This window comes from Leptonema illini DSM 21528 (genome assembly GCF_000243335.1).
GTDB classification, from domain to species: Bacteria; Spirochaetota; Leptospiria; order Leptospirales; family Leptonemataceae; genus Leptonema; species Leptonema illini.
Map to the genome: position 1 here is coordinate 454,398 of NZ_JH597773.1, position 16,605 is coordinate 471,002.

The window sequence follows — 16,605 nt, forward strand, 5'->3', positions numbered from 1 at the left end:
CGAATATAGCCGCGCCAGAGCAATCAATGCGAAAAGTCAATTTATGAAGCCTGTGATTCAATACCGAAGCAGCCTGCCAGAGGAACTAAAGAGGGACGACGTCGTCGCCGTACGGGATGCTCAGGCTGCCCCCGACGCCCTCTCGGTCGATCTCGACGCCGGCGATGAGCTACCGTCGACCGATCTACCTCTCTTGCTGTTCTTCAGCGAACGCACGCGAAGCCTGTTATCACAATTGCATAAAAACGGTCCGGTTGAGCTTTTTAACAGGTCCGACTCAAACGGAAAGCATGCCCTGAAACAGGCCATTGATCGGCTCAGCTACGAAAAGCGGATCAAAGAGATGGAAAAAACCATCGCTACCATCAGAACCGAGCATGAAGCGCTGCTGAATTCCATCGACGATCTGGTCATTGTTCTTTCCAGAGAAGGGGCCATTCTGTGGTTTCACCGCCCCTCCAATTTTCCCGATATCCTGGACTCTGCCGTTGTCGGCCGCGACATTCGCTCCCTTCCGCTACCGGCCGAATTCATTAAGGCGGTGGACACTGCTCTGGTTGAAATTTGCGCTGCAGGCCATTACCGCAGCTTTCAGGCGGTTTTTGAAACAGGTCAGAAGAAGCGAACCTTTGAACTGAAGGCCTCCTCACGGGAAGACGGAACAGGCGCCTGCGCCGGTATAACGATTTCAGGCCGCGAGATCACGGAGCTTGTCGAGACCCGCCTTTCGCTTTCGCGCATGACCGAAGAGCTTGAAGAGTCCTTTCTGCGGGCGTTTGAACTTGCGTTCACCGATCAGATCACAGGCCTGCCGAACCGCGAGGCCCTTTTGCAAACGCTTGAGATGACGATGGAGAATCGCAACGACGAGCGCCTCGCTCTCATGCTCTTGCATGTGAGGAATCTGAGCAACATCCGCAATTCGACGCGTTTCGATACAGGCAATCAGATCTTAAAAACGATGGTGGAGCGACTGAAAAATGAAACGGATCGCGAAACCTTCCTTGCCCGCTACGGAGAGGATGAATTCGGACTCTTTATGCCCGGCGACATGGCCGAAGCCGAGACTGCGCGTCTGATTCGGGCCATAGAAGCGCCTGTAAAAACGGACGCCATGGATTTCACGCTCAGCTGTACGGCCGGTATGGCCGTCTTTCCCGACGATGCCACAGAGATGGAAGCGCTGGTGCAGAGCGCCGAAATCGCTCTGCGTGAGGCGCGCGAGCACGGCGTCGATAAGGTCAGGCTTTTCTCTCCCGAAGACCGACAGCGGTTAAACTACAGGATGCATGTTGAAACGGAGCTTCTGCGGCCCAACATCACCGACGAGATGAGCCTGGTCTATCAGCCCATCGTAGATGCGTCTACGCGAAAGATTCGCTATCTTGAGGTGCTGCTTCGCTGGACGTCTCCCGTTCTTGGAGACGTACCTCCCGATCTTTTTATTCCGCTCGCCGAGAAAAACGGCGTCATCATCTCGCTGACGAACTGGATGATCACGGAAAGTACGAAAGTGCTTCCTCTACTGCCTGCCGACATCCGCTTTTCAGTAAACCTTTCGCCGGTGCATCTGCTTGTTCCGACTCTTGTCGACGACATTGCCGGCCTCATCGAAGAGCATCACATGGATCCCGACCGCTACAAGATCGAGATAACGGAAGGAGTATTCATCAGAGATCCGGTCGAGGCCACACAGCGCATCCATGGATTGAAATCCAGGGGCTTCACTATAGCCCTCGACGACTTCGGCGTCGGTTTCTCAGGACTCAGCTACCTCGGCCTTCTGCCCGTCGACTCGATCAAGATCGACAGAAGCTTTTTACAGGGATATCCCGACGACAGACGTTCGACGGCGCTGATCGAATCCATCCTCACGTTAACAAGATCGTTTGGAATCGACAGCATCGCCGAAGGCGTCGAGCGCGAAGAGCAGATCGAGCATCTGAACCGCCTGGGTTGCAGCATGCTTCAGGGGTTTCTGCTCTCGCGTCCGCTGAAAGAGCAGGCCATGCTGGCGCTCTTCTCCTGAGACAGGCCCCCAACTCTTCCTGACCGGCCTCTGCCCGGCCGGCGGCCGGGTCGCCGGTTAGCCGACCCGCTCCGTACGCCTGAAAGAAATTAGCCGATTACCTCTTTTGCGACGGCAGAGGCCATCTTTCCGTCATATTGACCGTCATACTTCTCTTTCAGAAGTTTCATCGCTTCGCCGATGTTCTTCACACCGGCCTCTTTCAGGATCTTTTTCAGATCGTCGGCTCCGAGCTGCTGCGGAAGGTATTCTTCGAGCACCCCTTTTTCATACTCGCTCTTCGCCTTCTCTTCGGCCGAGATCGTACCTTTTGCCGCCAGCTCCAGGTTTTCGTTCACGCCTTTAAGAAAGGAACGCACGACTTTCAAAACGTCCTGATCGTTCGGGTCGCGATGCCCGTCGTCGATGGCCATCGTCTTCACCTGTGAAAGGACGGTAATGAGCAGGGCAGCACGATCGGCATCTTTATTCTTGCGGGAATCAAGTGTATCTTTCTGTAATTTCTCGAAAAGCATGGATCGACGATGCGGGCACAGAGGACGCTGTCAAGTCGAGTTAAGAGGGCAATGGGACGGCGAATAAGCACAAGGTAGAAGAAAACACAAGAAGATAAACCACGGAGACACGCAGGAAATCCGAGAAGAGGAAGAGTTTTTTGACCGCGAAATACGCGAAAAGCGCGAAAACGATCCAGATGCGACAATATCTATGAGAACTCTCTCCGCCTTTGCCCTCATCGGTTTTCTCTGCGTTCTCTGAGCGCTCCGAGGTTCATTCTGAAATTAAAGGAGCCCCTAACTCCACCCCTTCAAGAGCGCCTCATGGGCGAGCAGAAAGTCGGATTGTGTATCAAGCCCTGGCGGCAGGCAGCTCTCAGTCTTCAGATGTGCAAATCCATGCACAAGGGCCCAGGCGGCATGCGCCATAGAAACCGGCGACTGTGGCCGAAAGGCCTTCTGCTCGATGCCGGCCTGACACATCTCAACAAGAAGCGTAAAGGCCGGCTCGGCGCTCCGTACGATCGGGCCATCGGAATCGCTGAGCGCATAGAGCGGCTCCTGAAAAAGCAGCCTGTAAAGGCGCGGATGCCGGATTGCAAAACGCAGGTAGCCGGTGCCGTAACGTCGCATTGCAGCGATGACGTCGGCCTCCGCTCCGCGCAGAGTTGAGCGGATCAGCAGCTGAAAGCCGCGTTCGACAAGGCCGGCCAGCAAATGGTTCTTGCTTTCAAAATGTCTGTAGGCCGCCGCCGGACTGACGCCGATCTCTGTGGCGAGCCGTCGCATAGAAAGCGCCTCTTCGCCTTCTTTCTCAAGCAACCGCATGCCGACACGCAGGAGCTCGGCCTTGAGATTACCGTGATGATACGGTCCGCGCGTCCGTTCGGGACGCTTTTCAGTCGCACTCTTCCTTTTTAAGGTCACGAGGTCACAGAAACAAATAAGGCAGGAGAGGCAAGAAAATGTTGACGGCGTTCACATCAAGCATTACAATGTAAACATCGTTCACATGAAGATACCTGCAAGAGATTCCCAAACAGATCGACGCAGTTCTCCAGAGGACGATCACAAACACTCAAGGAGCCTTTCATGGCATCGGCAAAAAAGATACTCTTGATCCTGGGTCATCCGGATCCAAACAGCTTTAACGGTGCGATCTTTCAGAGCATCGCAGAGGGATTTAAATCGGCGCAGAGCACGAATACGCTTCAGGCCGTGAGGCTTGCTGATCTGCACTTTCAGCTGAATCTTGCGCATGGCTACAACAGCCGCACCGAGCTGGAACCCGATCTATTGGAGATGCAGACGAAGATCAAAGAGGCCGACCATATCGTTTTTGTGTATCCGACCTGGTGGGGTCAGATGCCCGCTCTTCTTAAAGGCTTCTTTGATCGGGTTTTTCTTCCCGGCTTCGCTTTTAAGTATAGAGAGAACTCTCCGCTCTGGGATAAATTTCTCACGGGAAAGACGGGCGATCTCATCGTCACGATGGACGCTCCCTCATGGTACGATCGCCTGCTTTATGGTGCGGCCAGTCGTCGGGCCGTGAAAAACGCCATCCTCGAATTCTGCGGCATCAAGCCCGTACGTATAACGACGCTCGACCGCCTGCGATATCGCAAGGACAAGGAGCGCGCCGTCTTTCTGGAAAAGATGAAGAAGCTGGGAGCGAGCCTGGCGTCCAGGTAGGCCTGTGCCTGCTCCGGTAGATTTCAAGACATCTTTCCTTGCAAGACTCCTGAAGCTTAGCCTCTGGAGTCTTGCAAGGAAAATAACGAGGATGTTCTGTTGAAATGAATAACAGACAGCGGGTGCTATTTCTGCGCGGATGCCGGTAGATGCAGTAAATTGTTTTCGTACAGATCGACCATGGGGAAACAGAGGTCGTAATCCCCCCAGAGCAACTCTCCATGCTCGATTCGAAACGCTTGAAAGAGAGCGGGCTCCATATAGGATTGAATTGCTGGATTTTGAGCTGAACGCAGAAAAGGCTCAAAGTCTACGAGCTGTTCTGTTCCGTCATCAAAGACCAGGCTGAGAACATAGTCCTTCACATACTCGGCTCGGACTATATTGATGACTTCATTCATTTCAGCCTCCTTTCAATGCGCTCCGGCCGAATTGTCTTATTCAGAACAAAAAAATCAATCCACTTTTGCACAATATCAGCGCTTCGAGCCCGAACAACCTCTACGAACAACGCTTGCTCCATGGCTTTCAAGGGCTGACGACCGCGAACATTCATAAAATCGATGCGAACTACATCGCCGCCAAGCACAAAAATCTCAGCCTTACTTTCTCTGCCCTGACATTTGCCGTGCACATGAACAGGTTCATGCTCATTGGAATAAAAGAGCACCGTAATCCCGAAGTATTCGTACAGCTTCGGCATACGTAATCTCAACCCAGAGTCAATTCAGGCTCCCGATACGTGTAGTTGAAATCACGTCGCATGGGAAGAAAGCCCGACTCTGATAGAAAGATGCGGGCCTTCTCTTCGCTTTTGATGCCGTAGCTGCGCAGGACGTTCTCTTCGATGACGATCGAGGAGATGTCGTCGGCGCCTGAATGCAGGGCGATCTGACCGACGCCCTGGCCGAGCACCATCAGCGACGTTTCAATATGCGTGATGTTGTCGAAGAACAGACGACAGATGCCGAGTACCTTCAGGTATTCCTGTGCGGGAACGTTGCGCACATAGAACTTCTTCGTCTGTTTCTGGAAGGTCCACGGAATAAACGAATGGAAACCTCCCGTGCGATCTTGCAGATTGCGGATCAGATCAAGGTGTTCGATAACCTCATGCCGCGTTTCTTCGCTGCCCCAGACGATATTGGCCGATCCCGGCAGGCCTTCACGATGGCAGGTTTCCATGACGTGAATCCACTGTTCGCTGGTCGCCTTCTTCGGCGAGAGGATGTTGCGCATGCGATCGGTCAGGATCTCGGCGCCGGCGCCGGGCACGGAATCAAGGCCGGCCTGTTTTAGCGTGCGCAGAACCTCTTCAAGAGGCAGACCGGTAATCGCCTCCATATTCATGAGTTCGACGGGCGAGAAGGCGCGGATGTGGATGTGCTTGCCGAGCTTCTCTTTAACGGCTCGCATGACGCCCAGGTAATAGTCAAAGGGGATGCGCGGATCGACTCCGCCCTGCAAGAACATCTGGTCGGCGCCGACTTCAAGCGCCTCTTCCATTTTTTTGACGATCTCGTCTTCGGTGAGCACGTAGCCCTTGCCAGAGCCGATCTCGTCCATAAACGAGCAGAAGGTGCATTCTACGTTACAGAAATTCGTGTAATTGACGACGCGAAAGGCCGTGTAGCTGGCGATGGCCGGATTGACCTTGCGGTTCCGGATCTCACGGGCGGCGAGTTGTATTTTCAGGAAGTCTCCGTTCTGGTAGAGCTCGAAGGCGTCGTCGACGGAGAGGCGGTTTCCGCTCAGCACGGACTCCAGAATGCGGTCAGTTGCCGTATCAGCAGTCAATCCCTGTAACATTGCCATCCACCTTTTTATCAGAATGGGGTGCGCCCAGCTTTTTTCTCGACATGAACCCCGTTCAAAATAATCCTGCAAGGGCGCATGGGATAGCCATTTCCCGCGCTTTAAACACACGGAGAGATTCATGTTCCAACAATCCGACCTCGTGAAAAACGTGTTTCACCTGACGGTATTCGGTGTGGCTCATGTGGCCTTTATTTACGCCGTCTACTATCGTTTCAAACTGATGCTCAAGGCACAGAAAGTCGGAAACTGGGCATCGATGGAAGCTCGCACCAGATCCTTCTTTTTTAATGTTCTGTTCCAGCAGAAACTTTTCAAACAACCCCTGCGGGGTCTGATGCACGCTTTTATCTTTTACGGTTTCCTGTCGTATCTCGTGCATACGTCCAGCCAGATGGTGGCCGGTAACGCCTGGGCGGTTTTTGCCATGGCCGGCATCAACCCCTATGAGTTCATGATTCCCGATTACACCTATCTGGGCCTTGACCTGACCGAAGGCCAGATCCTCGGCGTAATTGCCGGGCTTGTGCTTCTCATCGGACTGACCTTCGCTCTTTACCTGAACCTGAAGGCCGGAAAGAAGTTTAAGGCAACGCAGAGCGCCGGCGCTCAGTGGGCCTTCCTGGCCATTCTGCTTGCCGAGTTTGCCGCCGTATTCGCCGTCCTGATCGGATCGGGAACACAGGCCTACGAGGCCGTCGTTCAGAACTTCTCTATTCTTGTACTGATCGGCCTGGGATTCTTCGCCTACCGCCGCTGGGTACGCCGCTCTCCTGAGCTGGACGTTCCCTCTCCGCAGTCGGGCGTCGTGATCTCGCTGATCGGCACCCTGATGCTTTCCACGCTCGCCGGCTCGGCCGCACAGGCCATGCTGCACGGACATAACGTGAGCTGGGTGAACGGCGTCGTCCTCAAGATCCTGAACTTCTGTGGAATGACCTCAAACGCCGACGCCCTTGCCGTGCGTGATTTCACCTGGTGGGTGCATATCATGACCGTTTACACGTTCATGATCTATATTCCGAACTCGAAGCACTCTCACCTGATCTTTGCTCCGGTAAACTTCTTCATGATCGAAGATCGACCGCGCGGCGCGATGAAGAACATGGACCTTGAGAATTCGACGGTCTATGGCGCTCAGGGCGTGAACGAATTCCCGTGGACGAATCTTCTTTCGAGTATGTCGTGCATCGAATGCGGACGCTGTACCGTGCAGTGCCCGGCGAATCGTACCGGTAAGCCGCTGAATCCGAAAAAGATCATGGTCGATTTGAAGCATGCCATGCTTGAGATGGCCGATAGCGTTCAGAACTATAACCCCGAAGAGGGATCGATGGCCCGCGTCATCGGCGATCCCTATATCACCGAAGAAGAGGTCTGGTCGTGCACGTCGTGCTACGCCTGCGTCGAAGCCTGTCCGGTCGGCAACAACCAGCTGGAGGCCATCCTTGAGATGCGCCGCAACCTCGTTCTCGTCGAGTCGAACTTTCCTGCCGAGCTGCAGCTTGCCTTCGGCAACATGGAAAAGAACTCCAACCCCTGGGGCGTCGGCGCCCATACTCGTGCCGATTGGGCCGAAGGCCTTGGCGTGAAGACGATGGCCGAAGACAAAGACGTCGACATCCTGTACTGGGTCGGTTGCGCCGCCTCTTTCGACGAACGCAACAAGACCGTCGCCCGCTCTTTCGTGAAAATCTTACAGCAGGCGAACGTGAAGTTCGGCATCCTCGGCACCGAAGAGAACTGCACGGGCGACTCGGCCCGTCGCGGCGGTAACGAGTATCTGTATCAGACGCTGGCGACGACAAACGTCGAAACGCTGAACAGCTACGGCGTGAAGAAGATCGTCACGGCCTGTCCGCACTGCTTCAACACTCTGAAAAACGAGTATCCGCAGTTCGGCGGCAACTACGAGGTCTTCCACCATGCCGACTTTATCGACGATCTCATTCGCGAGAAAAAGATCGAGATGGATCCGGCTGCCGTAGATCAGATGAAGGATCGTCGCGCAACCTATCACGATTCGTGCTATCTCGGCCGTTACAACGACGTGTACGACCAGCCGCGTGACGTCGTCAGGGCTGCTATGGGCACCGACGTGGCTGAAGCATCGGACCACCATTCGAAGTCTCTCTGCTGCGGCGCCGGTGGCGCACAGATGTGGATGGAAGAGCACTACGAACGTGTGAACATGAAGCGTACCGGTCAGCTTGTCGATACGGGCGCCGATACGATCGCCGTCGCCTGTCCTTTCTGCAACGTCATGATGACGGATGGCGTGAAGGCACAGGGACTGCAGGAAGACGTTCAGGTTCTTGACATCGCTCAGCTTGTCGCCGCTTCGATGAAAGGCGGTGAAGGCCCGATTGCCGGCGGCTTCAAGAAAAAAGAAACCGTCAGCCACTAATCGGTCGTTAAAGAAACGGTCGTTAAAGAAACGTCGGTCTTGCTCTTCTCTTTGTGAGAGCAAGACCCCGAATTAAAAAAAAGGCTCCAGAAGGAGCCTTTTTTTTGCTGCACTGCAGTAACATGGGTTATCATGATTCGCCGATGGGCAGCCTTACGGTGAAGCAGACCTCCGCCGAACGATTGCCATTGATATGGCTTTCCACTCTGTTTACAAAGATGGTGCCGCCGCAGAGCTCGATGCACTTTTTCACGACAGTCAATCCAAGACCGAGCGGAAACTGCTCGGACGCATAGCCTTCATCTACCGTAGTATTCAGGCGAAAGAAAGGTTCGAATACAAGATACTCCAGATTCCCCGTAATGCGACGGGAGGGATCCATATCGGCCGGTTCTGCATTGAGAACCTTCCATTCAAGATGACGATCCTTAACCATAACAAGAACGTAGATCTCGCTCTGTGCCGGTGCATACTTCATCGCATTCACAAGAAGCTCGTTCGCCGCCTTATGAAGCGATTCTTTGTGTATACGCACCACGCCCGGCTCAAACTGTAGATCTGATACGATGATGCGCTGAGACTTTCTGCGCAGATCATCTTTCAACGATGCGACCAGATCGACGGTCATGCCGTGAATGTCGCCAAGCGAGACCGCATGTAACGGAAGAACGGTGGTCTGCAGAATCGTCTGTGCCTGCTGTAAACTCTGGATCAGGCCCTGCATGCTTTCAAAGCCGTCTTTCAGAAGATCGGCAAGGTCAGAGGAGACTCTGATACTGCCGTCGGCATCTCGCTTTTCATATAAGAACATAGAGATGGCGCTCATCAATCCGCCCAGCCCCTCCCCCTGAAAGAGGCCCAGATTCATCTGATGAATCATGTTGCTGGCGACAAACTCCAGCATGTGGCTTTTAATCTCCTGCTTCCAGTCGAAAATCTGAATGGCCTGCCTGTAAAGCTCCGTTTCATCCTTTGAGAATTCGACGACCTTCTTGCGCTTCTGATGCGCCTCGTAGGCCTCTTCGAGAACGGTCTCCAACCGTTTGAGGCCGATCGGCTTGATCAGATAATCCGATGCGCGATTGAAACGTAACAAACGGATGATGCGATCGACATCGAGATGTCCTGACACGATGACGGGAATGGTCAACATTCGTTCACGTTCAATCATATCAATGAGCGTTTCACCGTCGCCGTCGGGAAGGCCCAGATCGGCCAGGAGAATATGGTAGCGTTCCTGTTTCAGACGTTCGAGGGCCTCGCTCACCGTACGGGCGCTGTCAAAGGTGTATCCGAGTTCGGTAACGAGGTTAGAGAGGTATTCGAGATCGACAGAGCTGTCTTCAACGATTAGGATATGAGCGGGCATCGCTGACTGTGGTGCTGCTGGCTGGAAGAAATGTCAAGGACATCCGAATCTTCGATCAATAATCCCGACAGCAATCCGGGCATGGAAAAAATGCAGCCGTGCCGTTCGCTCTGGGAAGCAATGGCGATCATGGCCGACACTTCAGAATGGAGCCGGGGTGTTCGACTTTTTTTATTTTCCTCTTTTTTTTCCTGAAGCGGAATAAAAATTCCGCTTTTCTTATTGACGTTTACGTCACCTCCTGTTCCCTTCGTGAAACTGGCAGAGCATCCGGAAAACCGGAACAAAAATAGAGCTGCGATTCAATGAATCATGCCAGAATACTCAGGAGTGAAAACCATGCGAAAACTATGCCTTCTTGCGCTTCTGGCTGTGCTTGCCCAGCCCGTGGCCGCTCAATCGCTTTCCGATCTTTTCCGTAAACCGGGCGTGATCGGCGATTCCCTTTCTCAGGGATTCTACGGCGTTACAGTAGAAAAAAAGACCCAGGACTGGGCCTATCCCGTTATCGTATCGAAACAGGCCAACAGTTCGCTGTCCTATAACACGCTGAAAGGTCCGTTTGCAAACCTTGAAGACGTCTTGAAAGGCGATTGCGGCGTGTTCTGTCTGGCCGCCTCCATTATCGGCGGCAATGACACGACCGTCTCTACGCCCACACATGCCGGTATCACAGGCGCCGATTATTCCGACGTGCTGCGCAAAAGCGGCAAATGCGAAGACATCACGGCCCGCAAAATGGAAAAAGAGTGGTACTGGAAGACCTGGTACTGGTACACCTACCGCTGGGTAGAGGTCGCCGATTGCCAGTCTCCCGACAAATTCCATCAGCTTGGCCTGCGCGACTCGGGCACACAGATGCAGATCATGGAGAAGGTGCAGCCTTCATTCGTCTTCGCATCGGCCGGAGCCAACCACGTGCTCTGCACCGCCCTGTCCACAAGCCTCGACTGCCTTGACGAAGCCCGCTTCAAGCGTGACGTTCGCGAGGTCATGACGCGCTTCTCGCGCATCGGCACCATTAAAGGCGGCGTGATCTTCACCGTTCCGAACGTAACGGCCATCGGGTTCCTCGAAACCTATCGCGACCCGCAGAACCGCGCCGGCTACAGCGGACTGAAGGCCTTCTTCCGCAACTCCGTATCTGCAACCTCTCAGGTACTCGATGCAGGCGAGGTAGCGCAGATCAAGACCTTCCTTACTATGGTCAATAACGAGCTGCGCAATCAGGCGGCGGCCCGTAACTATGCTCTGACAGACGCTGAAGTGATCTTCGACGACATCAAAGAAAACGGTCGTCCGATCGTCGCTTCAAACGGCTGGAGCCCGGGCAACGCCGGCGCCAACTGGCCGCTTCCAGGCAAGCCGGGTATCTTCGGTCTTGACGGCGTGCATCCGAACCGCTACGGCCATGCCGTATTCGCCAACGAATTGATCCAGTCGATCAACGGCAAGTACGGCGTGCAGATCCCGAAAGTTTCGGAGTACACGGCATGGTATTACGATTCGCTGAACCGTAATCCCGTCGACCTCAAGAAATTCCTTACCGAAACGCTTCTCGGCCAGGCGATCTCCTGGATCATCAGCATCTTCGCCTGATTCCTTTCAGTCATCCGGGTAACGCTCGTTACCCGGTACTTCTTATGCCCGCCTTCGCGGGCTTCCTTTAACAGGAGCATCTCTTGAACCGTAAACAGATCATCATCGCCGTTATCGTCGGCGGACTGCTATTGATTGGACTTCTCTTTTATCTATTACGAGACCGCAACGGCCCGAGCGAAGAGGTCGGCGAAGGCGAGCTTCCGCGTCGGGAACGCGTCGCCGGCACCGAGGGTTTCTGGCCCGACGCCCCGCCGCCTGAAACCGATCCCGAAGAACTGCGGCGGCTCTGGCCCGATCTCTTTCTGCCCGCACCCGATCGAGAGGAGGCCGAACGCGAATGGAAGGCCTTTGCGAAGCTCTACCCGGATAACGTCTATATTCCGTCGCGTTATACGTCGGCGCCTGACGATGCCGAGAAAGAGCGACGTCTTAAAACGCTTGATACGGTCGGCGACGTCGAAACGAAGCTGGCGGTGAGACGCATGCAGCTTGAGAAAGGCGCGCGCCCCGGTACGGACGGCCCTGACGCTCCGGCCGATAGCGATATCTCGCCCGAAGATCAGCGCATCTACTTCGGCTATCGTATCAGGGAGCTTGAATCGCGCATTCAGCTCGTCGAATACTTCCTGAATCAGGGCAATGCCGACGCCCAGCAACGAGCCCTGGCCTCTGACGACCTGAACGCCTGGAAGAAAGAACTCGCCGAATATAAACGTATCGTCGAGGAGATTCCGAGGTGAAGAGATCTGCGCTCGTTCCTTCGCTTCGTTCTCTATTCATCTCTTTTCTCTTTTTCGGGGGGCTGATCGCATGCGGTCCGCCTGCCCCCGATCATCTACCCGTAGAGAAGGAGGAGCCGTTGCGATCCACAGAAGAACTGCGTGCAGATCTGAAATCAGACGACTGGCAAAAGCGATCCGAGGCAGTGCTCGACATTCAGAAGCAGGGCGAGCGGACTTTCGAGGCCGATCTTCTGCGCTTACTTGAAAGTGACGCATCGCCGGCCGTGCGGCAGATCGCCGCTCTGACGCTGGCCGACTGGCAGTCGCGTAAGGCCGTTCCCATAATCGTGAGGCTTCTCTCGCGGCCCGAAATCGCGCCGGGCGTGACGGTGGACGCCACCTTTATGCTCGACGCCCTCTATCGCATGCCCGATGCGTCGGGAGCGGCAGCGGCCGCTGCTTATCTTCTGGATAACGATCTCAATCGCAGGTTATACGCCGTGCGCGCCCTTGAAGCGATGCAGAGCGGCGGAGCCCTCGTGCTGTCGATGGCGCAGCGCAATACCGACCCCGAAAAAGCGAGAGCGTTTGTGATGGCTCTGGGAAAGCTCGGCTACCGCCCGGCTGAGAGCTATCTGAAAGGCCAGCTGAAATCGCCCGCTCAGACGACGCAGGCCGCCGCCATCCTCGCCCTCGGTCGAGTAAAAAGCGTGAGCTCCGTTCCGGAGTTAGTCAGAATCCTCGACTCGGACTTCGTGAAAGGTCGCGAGAACGCGAAAGAGGCGCTGCTTGACATAGCAATGCCCGACACCGCCTCGCATGTTCTTCCGCTTCTTCGCTCATCAAGAGAAGAGACGCGTTATTTTGCCGCAGAAATCGCCGGCCGTCTTCCAGGTCGCGATACGGGCGAGAAGCTGCTCAAGATGTTTCAGGAGAACGATCGGCTAACGTCGGCTCCGGCGGCCACCGCTCTCGGCTATATGAAATACGAACCGGCTCGGTCGGCCATCGAGACGCGGCTTGTCGATCGCAATGCGGCCGAACGCGAGGCGCTTGCCCGTTCGCTTGGCTGGATCGGCAGCAGGGCGAGCATACAGCCGCTGATACAGGTGCTTCGCGAATCGGACGGCGACGGACGCTACGGCGCCGCCTGGTCCCTTGGCATACTGGAGGCAGAAGAGGCGTTACCCGATCTTGAGAAGGCCGCGAACAGTGGTGATTCTCGCCTTGCCTCGCTTGCCATCGAGGCCATCGGCAGCATCGCCTCGCCCTCCTCCCTGCCTTTGCTCGTCAGCCGGGCTCGTGACCCCGGCGTGCAGGTCTTTGCCATCGATGCGATCGGCAGGATTCCGGGAGATCAGGCCGTGCAGGAATTACAGGAGCTTGCCACAGGCGGCAACGAAAAGACCGCAGCGCTTGCCGTGCAGGCCCTGAGCGGACGCAAAGAGCCCGCCGCCGTCGATGCGCTCATCGCCACGCTGCGCAAGACGTCGACCGAATCGCCGCTTGCCGGTCAGATCTACGCCGGCCTGCACCGCCAGACGGGGCAGCGTTACACGACAAAGAACCAGTGGCTTCAGTGGGATGAGATCAGAAAGAGGAAGTGAATACCAGCTCCCAGGCAGACTCGAACTGCCGCCCCCCTCATTACGAATGAAATGCTGGGCCCGGCTGTCTTCCCCGCACAGAATGCGTCATCCGCCTGACGCGTTCGCTTCAAACAAGAAAAAAGAGCTGACAGAAATCCTGTCCATGCCTTGTGTACCTATAAATCGGTACGCAGGGCATGGCGGAGCATATCATATATGCCGGGTCTTATTTCACCGTGGAATGGTACTATGACCGTTCTGGTGATCGGAGAGATGACTATGAAAATCGCGTACAAGAAGGGACGTACTACGAAGACGACCTATGAAAGAGAGATGGAAGATCCCGAATTCCGCAAAGGTCTTGCCGAAGAAGAGGCCCGGCTCGCCCTCTCTGAGCTTCTGATTACGCTTATGGAAGAAGAAGAGGTCTCGGTACGCGAGCTGGCCAAGCGTGCCGATGTTTCGGCTTCGATCATTCAGGATCTGCGCAGCGGAAAGCGCGACAACCCCACTTTCTCAAGCTTCGCGCGGCTTATTCATTCCATGGGCTTCGAGATAGCTATCAAGCGCGGCCGTAAAACCTACGCCAGACTGTAGAAAACGGGTGATTGTGAATTAAGAAGTGAATACCAGCTCCCAGGCAGACTCGAACTGCCGACCCCCTCATTACGAATGAGGTGCTCTACCGACTGAGCTATGGGAGCAAGCATGGTCAGTCTCGAAAAGCCGATTCTGCGTGCAAGCAGGAATCGGGGGCAGCAAGCCCGCTTCCCCTTGCTACACAGGCAAAAACACGCTCATGTGCGGCTTCGCTAAACATTTAGAAATCATTTAACCGCTGAGGACGCGGAGGGCACAGAGAAGAGCTGTGAGGGGAAGAGGCTGCTGTTAGGTAGCCTCTTCTCTCTGTTCGCCGGGCAGTAAGTGTCGTGTATCGTTTCGCTGGTGATTTTCCCTTCGTTGCAAATGAAGGGCCTGCACGGTCCTTGCCCGCGCATACTGGGAATAGATGCCGGCAAGGACAGCGATCTGCGCTTCTTTCGGTTCAGCCCCGCACATGCGGGGAATAGACATTGGTGTTCAGGTTGCCGGTGACGAGATACGGTTCATCCCCGCATGCGCGGGGAATAGGTCTCGAATCTGTCCGTTTCGGTCAACGTCGCCGGTTCACCCCCGCGCATGCGGGGAATAGTTCTGGCTTTCGTCGAACAGAAGCACGACTCGCGGTTCATCCCCGCGCATGCGGGGAATAGGCCTTGAGGACGTTGTCGATGTCCCGTCTGCGCGGTTCATCCCCGCGCGTGCGGGGAATAGCTGAACGCATACCCGCCTTTCCCGATTGAGCGCGGTTCATCCCCGCGCATGCGGGGAATAGAAGATCGTCACACCGCCGAAGAGCGGAGTCGACGGTTCATCCCCACGCATGCGGGGAATAGACCGTTCAGGTTGAGGTGAGCGGCGACGAAGACGGTTCATCCCCGCGCATGCGGGGAATAGTCGACGACCGTTTCAACGCCCGAAAATTCTGACGGTTCATCCCCGCATGCGCGGGGAATAGGACGACGGCCGATATGAGATCGCGGTCGCTCACGGTTCATCCCCGCATGCACGGGGAATAGCCCGATGGATTTTCGCAACTTACTGACGTCCTCGGTTCATCCCCGCATGCGCGGGGAATAGTGCACTCCTCTGACTATCACAACGTCGATGTCCGGTTCATCCCCGCATGCGCGGGGAATAGCGTTTCGGCCACATGGCCAACCGGAATGATCACGGTTCATCCCCGCATGCGCGGGGAATAGTTCCAGATCCCTACGGGCAGTTTCGTTCCCGTACGGTTCATCCCCGCATGCGCGGGGAATAGAAGTTCGCCGCTGCGTTCTTGATGCGCTATGGCGGTTCATCCCCGCATGCGCGGGGAATAGGTTTTCATGTTCTTTATTCTCCCTTATAAATACGGTTCATCCCCGCATGCGCGGGGAATAGCGTATAGAACCTTCCCTTGTCGTCCCGAAAAACGGTTCATCCCCGCATGCGCGGGGAATAGTTGCTATTCTTCATCCTGAATGGTCCAATGAACGGTTCATCCCCGCATGCGCGGGGAATAGTAACGGACTCCGCAACCGTTATCCGCCGATCGCGGTTCATCCCCGCATGCGCGGGGAATAGCTCAGTTTTACCCGGACGTTGCTGGCGAAAAACGGTTCATCCCCGCATGCGCGGGGAATAGGATTGCGCCGGCGCCCGCTGCTTCTGCGGTGTCGGTTCATCCCCGCATGCGCGGGGAATAGACGAACTCATCGGCGACTACGTGCGTTTCAAGCGGTTCATCCCCGCATGCGCGGGGAATAGTCGGGGTTTCCATTTTTTCCACCAGTCGAGCGCGGTTCATCCCCGCATGCGCGGGGAATAGGAACTTCTCTTGAATAGTTTTGATCGAGGGCGCGGTTCATCCCCGCATGCGCGGGGAATAGGACCGCACGAGCATCCCGAACGACGTCGCTCGCGGTTCATCCCCGCATGCGCGGGGAATAGCTCTCCGCTTTTGGTTAACTTAATAGACTTGTCTGGTTCATCCCCGCATGCGCGGGGAATAGAATTTCTTTTTTTATTCGAGGACGAGGCCGCCCGGTTCATCCCCGCATGCGCGGGGAATAGCATAATTAAGCCTCCTGGGGTTTAGTTGTGCCCGGTTCATCCCCGCATGCGCGGGGAATAGAATCTGAATCTGTTTTATCTTCCTACCGGTGACGGTTCATCCCCGCATGCGCGGGGAATAGGTTCCAGTTTGTGGGGTTTGATGAGCTCGGGCAGGTTCATCCCCGCATGCGCGGGGAATAGATGTACGCCTTTATGAGGGGCTGAGGATCGTACGGTTCATCC

12 protein-coding genes, 2 tRNA genes, 1 pseudogene and 1 CRISPR repeat array (1 of these 16 cut by a window edge) are annotated in these 16,605 nt (G+C 55.4%); of the genes and pseudogenes, 7 read left to right on the forward strand and 8 right to left on the reverse strand.

Translation table 11 applies throughout. From position 1 onward, the window contains the following. The first annotated feature begins 43 nt into the window (after positions 1-43). Positions 44-2,029: a putative bifunctional diguanylate cyclase/phosphodiesterase gene (locus LEPIL_RS02055; RefSeq protein WP_002769467.1), complete on the forward strand. Its 1,986-nt coding sequence runs from the start codon at positions 44-46 to the stop codon at positions 2,027-2,029. A gap of 89 nt (positions 2,030-2,118) precedes the next feature. Here the strand turns inward: LEPIL_RS02055 and LEPIL_RS02060 are convergent, their stop codons facing one another. Both LEPIL_RS02060 and LEPIL_RS21465 read right to left on the reverse strand, forming a co-directional pair. Next, positions 2,119-2,544, reverse strand: coding sequence for a GatB/YqeY domain-containing protein (locus LEPIL_RS02060; RefSeq protein WP_002769469.1), 426 nt, complete (start codon positions 2,542-2,544; stop codon positions 2,119-2,121). A 279-nt stretch (positions 2,545-2,823) separates the two neighbouring features. Beyond that, positions 2,824-3,453: a TetR/AcrR family transcriptional regulator gene (locus tag LEPIL_RS21465; protein WP_002769470.1), complete on the reverse strand. Its 630-nt coding sequence runs from the start codon at positions 3,451-3,453 to the stop codon at positions 2,824-2,826. A 165-nt stretch (positions 3,454-3,618) separates the two neighbouring features. On the opposite strand from LEPIL_RS21465, the gene LEPIL_RS02070 reads away from it, so the two are divergent. Further along, complete coding sequence (locus tag LEPIL_RS02070) at positions 3,619-4,218, forward strand: NAD(P)H-dependent oxidoreductase (protein WP_002769471.1); 600 nt, start codon at positions 3,619-3,621, stop codon at positions 4,216-4,218. A gap of 125 nt (positions 4,219-4,343) precedes the next feature. Here the strand turns inward: LEPIL_RS02070 and LEPIL_RS02075 are convergent, their stop codons facing one another. From LEPIL_RS02075 to LEPIL_RS02085, 3 genes are read right to left on the reverse strand one after another with little or no spacing between them, the layout of a single operon-like run. After that, entirely contained in the window at positions 4,344-4,619 is a 276-nt protein-coding gene (locus LEPIL_RS02075) for a DUF2442 domain-containing protein (RefSeq protein WP_002769472.1), read from the reverse strand. Continuing rightward, positions 4,616-4,921, reverse strand: a complete 306-nt coding sequence (locus LEPIL_RS02080; RefSeq protein ID WP_002769473.1) for a DUF4160 domain-containing protein — start codon at positions 4,919-4,921, stop codon at positions 4,616-4,618. The genes LEPIL_RS02075 and LEPIL_RS02080 overlap by 4 nt, the downstream gene beginning before the upstream one ends. An 8-nt stretch (positions 4,922-4,929) precedes the next feature. Further along, positions 4,930-6,027, reverse strand: a complete 1,098-nt coding sequence (locus LEPIL_RS02085; RefSeq protein WP_002769474.1) for a CofH family radical SAM protein — start codon at positions 6,025-6,027, stop codon at positions 4,930-4,932. 274 nt (positions 6,028-6,301) lie between these two features. On the opposite strand from LEPIL_RS02085, the pseudogene LEPIL_RS02090 reads away from it, so the two are divergent. Beyond that, positions 6,302-8,440: pseudogene (locus tag LEPIL_RS02090) on the forward strand (heterodisulfide reductase-related iron-sulfur binding cluster); the annotation flags it as partial. A 130-nt stretch (positions 8,441-8,570) separates the two neighbouring features. On the opposite strand, the gene LEPIL_RS02095 reads toward LEPIL_RS02090, so the two are convergent. Continuing rightward, positions 8,571-9,809 (reverse strand): hybrid sensor histidine kinase/response regulator, encoded by a 1,239-nt coding sequence (locus LEPIL_RS02095; RefSeq protein WP_002769477.1) that lies wholly within the window; start codon positions 9,807-9,809, stop codon positions 8,571-8,573. Between the two features lie 339 nt (positions 9,810-10,148). Between LEPIL_RS02095 and LEPIL_RS02100 the strand changes: the two genes are divergently transcribed. From LEPIL_RS02100 to LEPIL_RS02110, 3 genes are all read left to right on the forward strand, one after another. Beyond that, a complete protein-coding gene (locus LEPIL_RS02100) occupies positions 10,149-11,408 on the forward strand; it encodes an SGNH/GDSL hydrolase family protein (protein ID WP_002769479.1) in 1,260 nt (419 codons plus the stop codon). An 83-nt stretch (positions 11,409-11,491) separates the two neighbouring features. Beyond that, positions 11,492-12,151: a hypothetical protein gene (locus LEPIL_RS02105; RefSeq protein ID WP_002769481.1), complete on the forward strand. Its 660-nt coding sequence runs from the start codon at positions 11,492-11,494 to the stop codon at positions 12,149-12,151. Beyond that, a complete protein-coding gene (locus LEPIL_RS02110; protein ID WP_002769483.1) occupies positions 12,148-13,740 on the forward strand; it encodes a HEAT repeat domain-containing protein in 1,593 nt (530 codons plus the stop codon). Before LEPIL_RS02105 ends, LEPIL_RS02110 begins: the two co-directional genes overlap by 4 nt. A 5-nt stretch (positions 13,741-13,745) precedes the next feature. On the opposite strand, the gene LEPIL_RS23275 is transcribed toward LEPIL_RS02110, so the two are convergent. Next, positions 13,746-13,826 (reverse strand) — tRNA-Thr (locus LEPIL_RS23275). A gap of 175 nt (positions 13,827-14,001) precedes the next feature. Here LEPIL_RS23275 and LEPIL_RS02115 point away from each other — a divergent pair. Beyond that, the gene (locus LEPIL_RS02115) at positions 14,002-14,319 is read left to right on the forward strand and encodes a helix-turn-helix domain-containing protein (protein ID WP_040919324.1); all 318 of its coding nucleotides are present in this window, start codon (positions 14,002-14,004) and stop codon (positions 14,317-14,319) included. Between the two features lie 34 nt (positions 14,320-14,353). Here LEPIL_RS02115 and LEPIL_RS02120 read toward each other — a convergent pair. Beyond that, positions 14,354-14,426, reverse strand: a tRNA-Thr gene (locus tag LEPIL_RS02120). A 459-nt stretch (positions 14,427-14,885) separates the two neighbouring features. Then, a CRISPR array of direct repeats spans positions 14,886-16,605; the repeat unit is 29 nt; unit sequence CGGTTCATCCCCGCATGCGCGGGGAATAG (it continues 1,975 nt past the right edge of the window).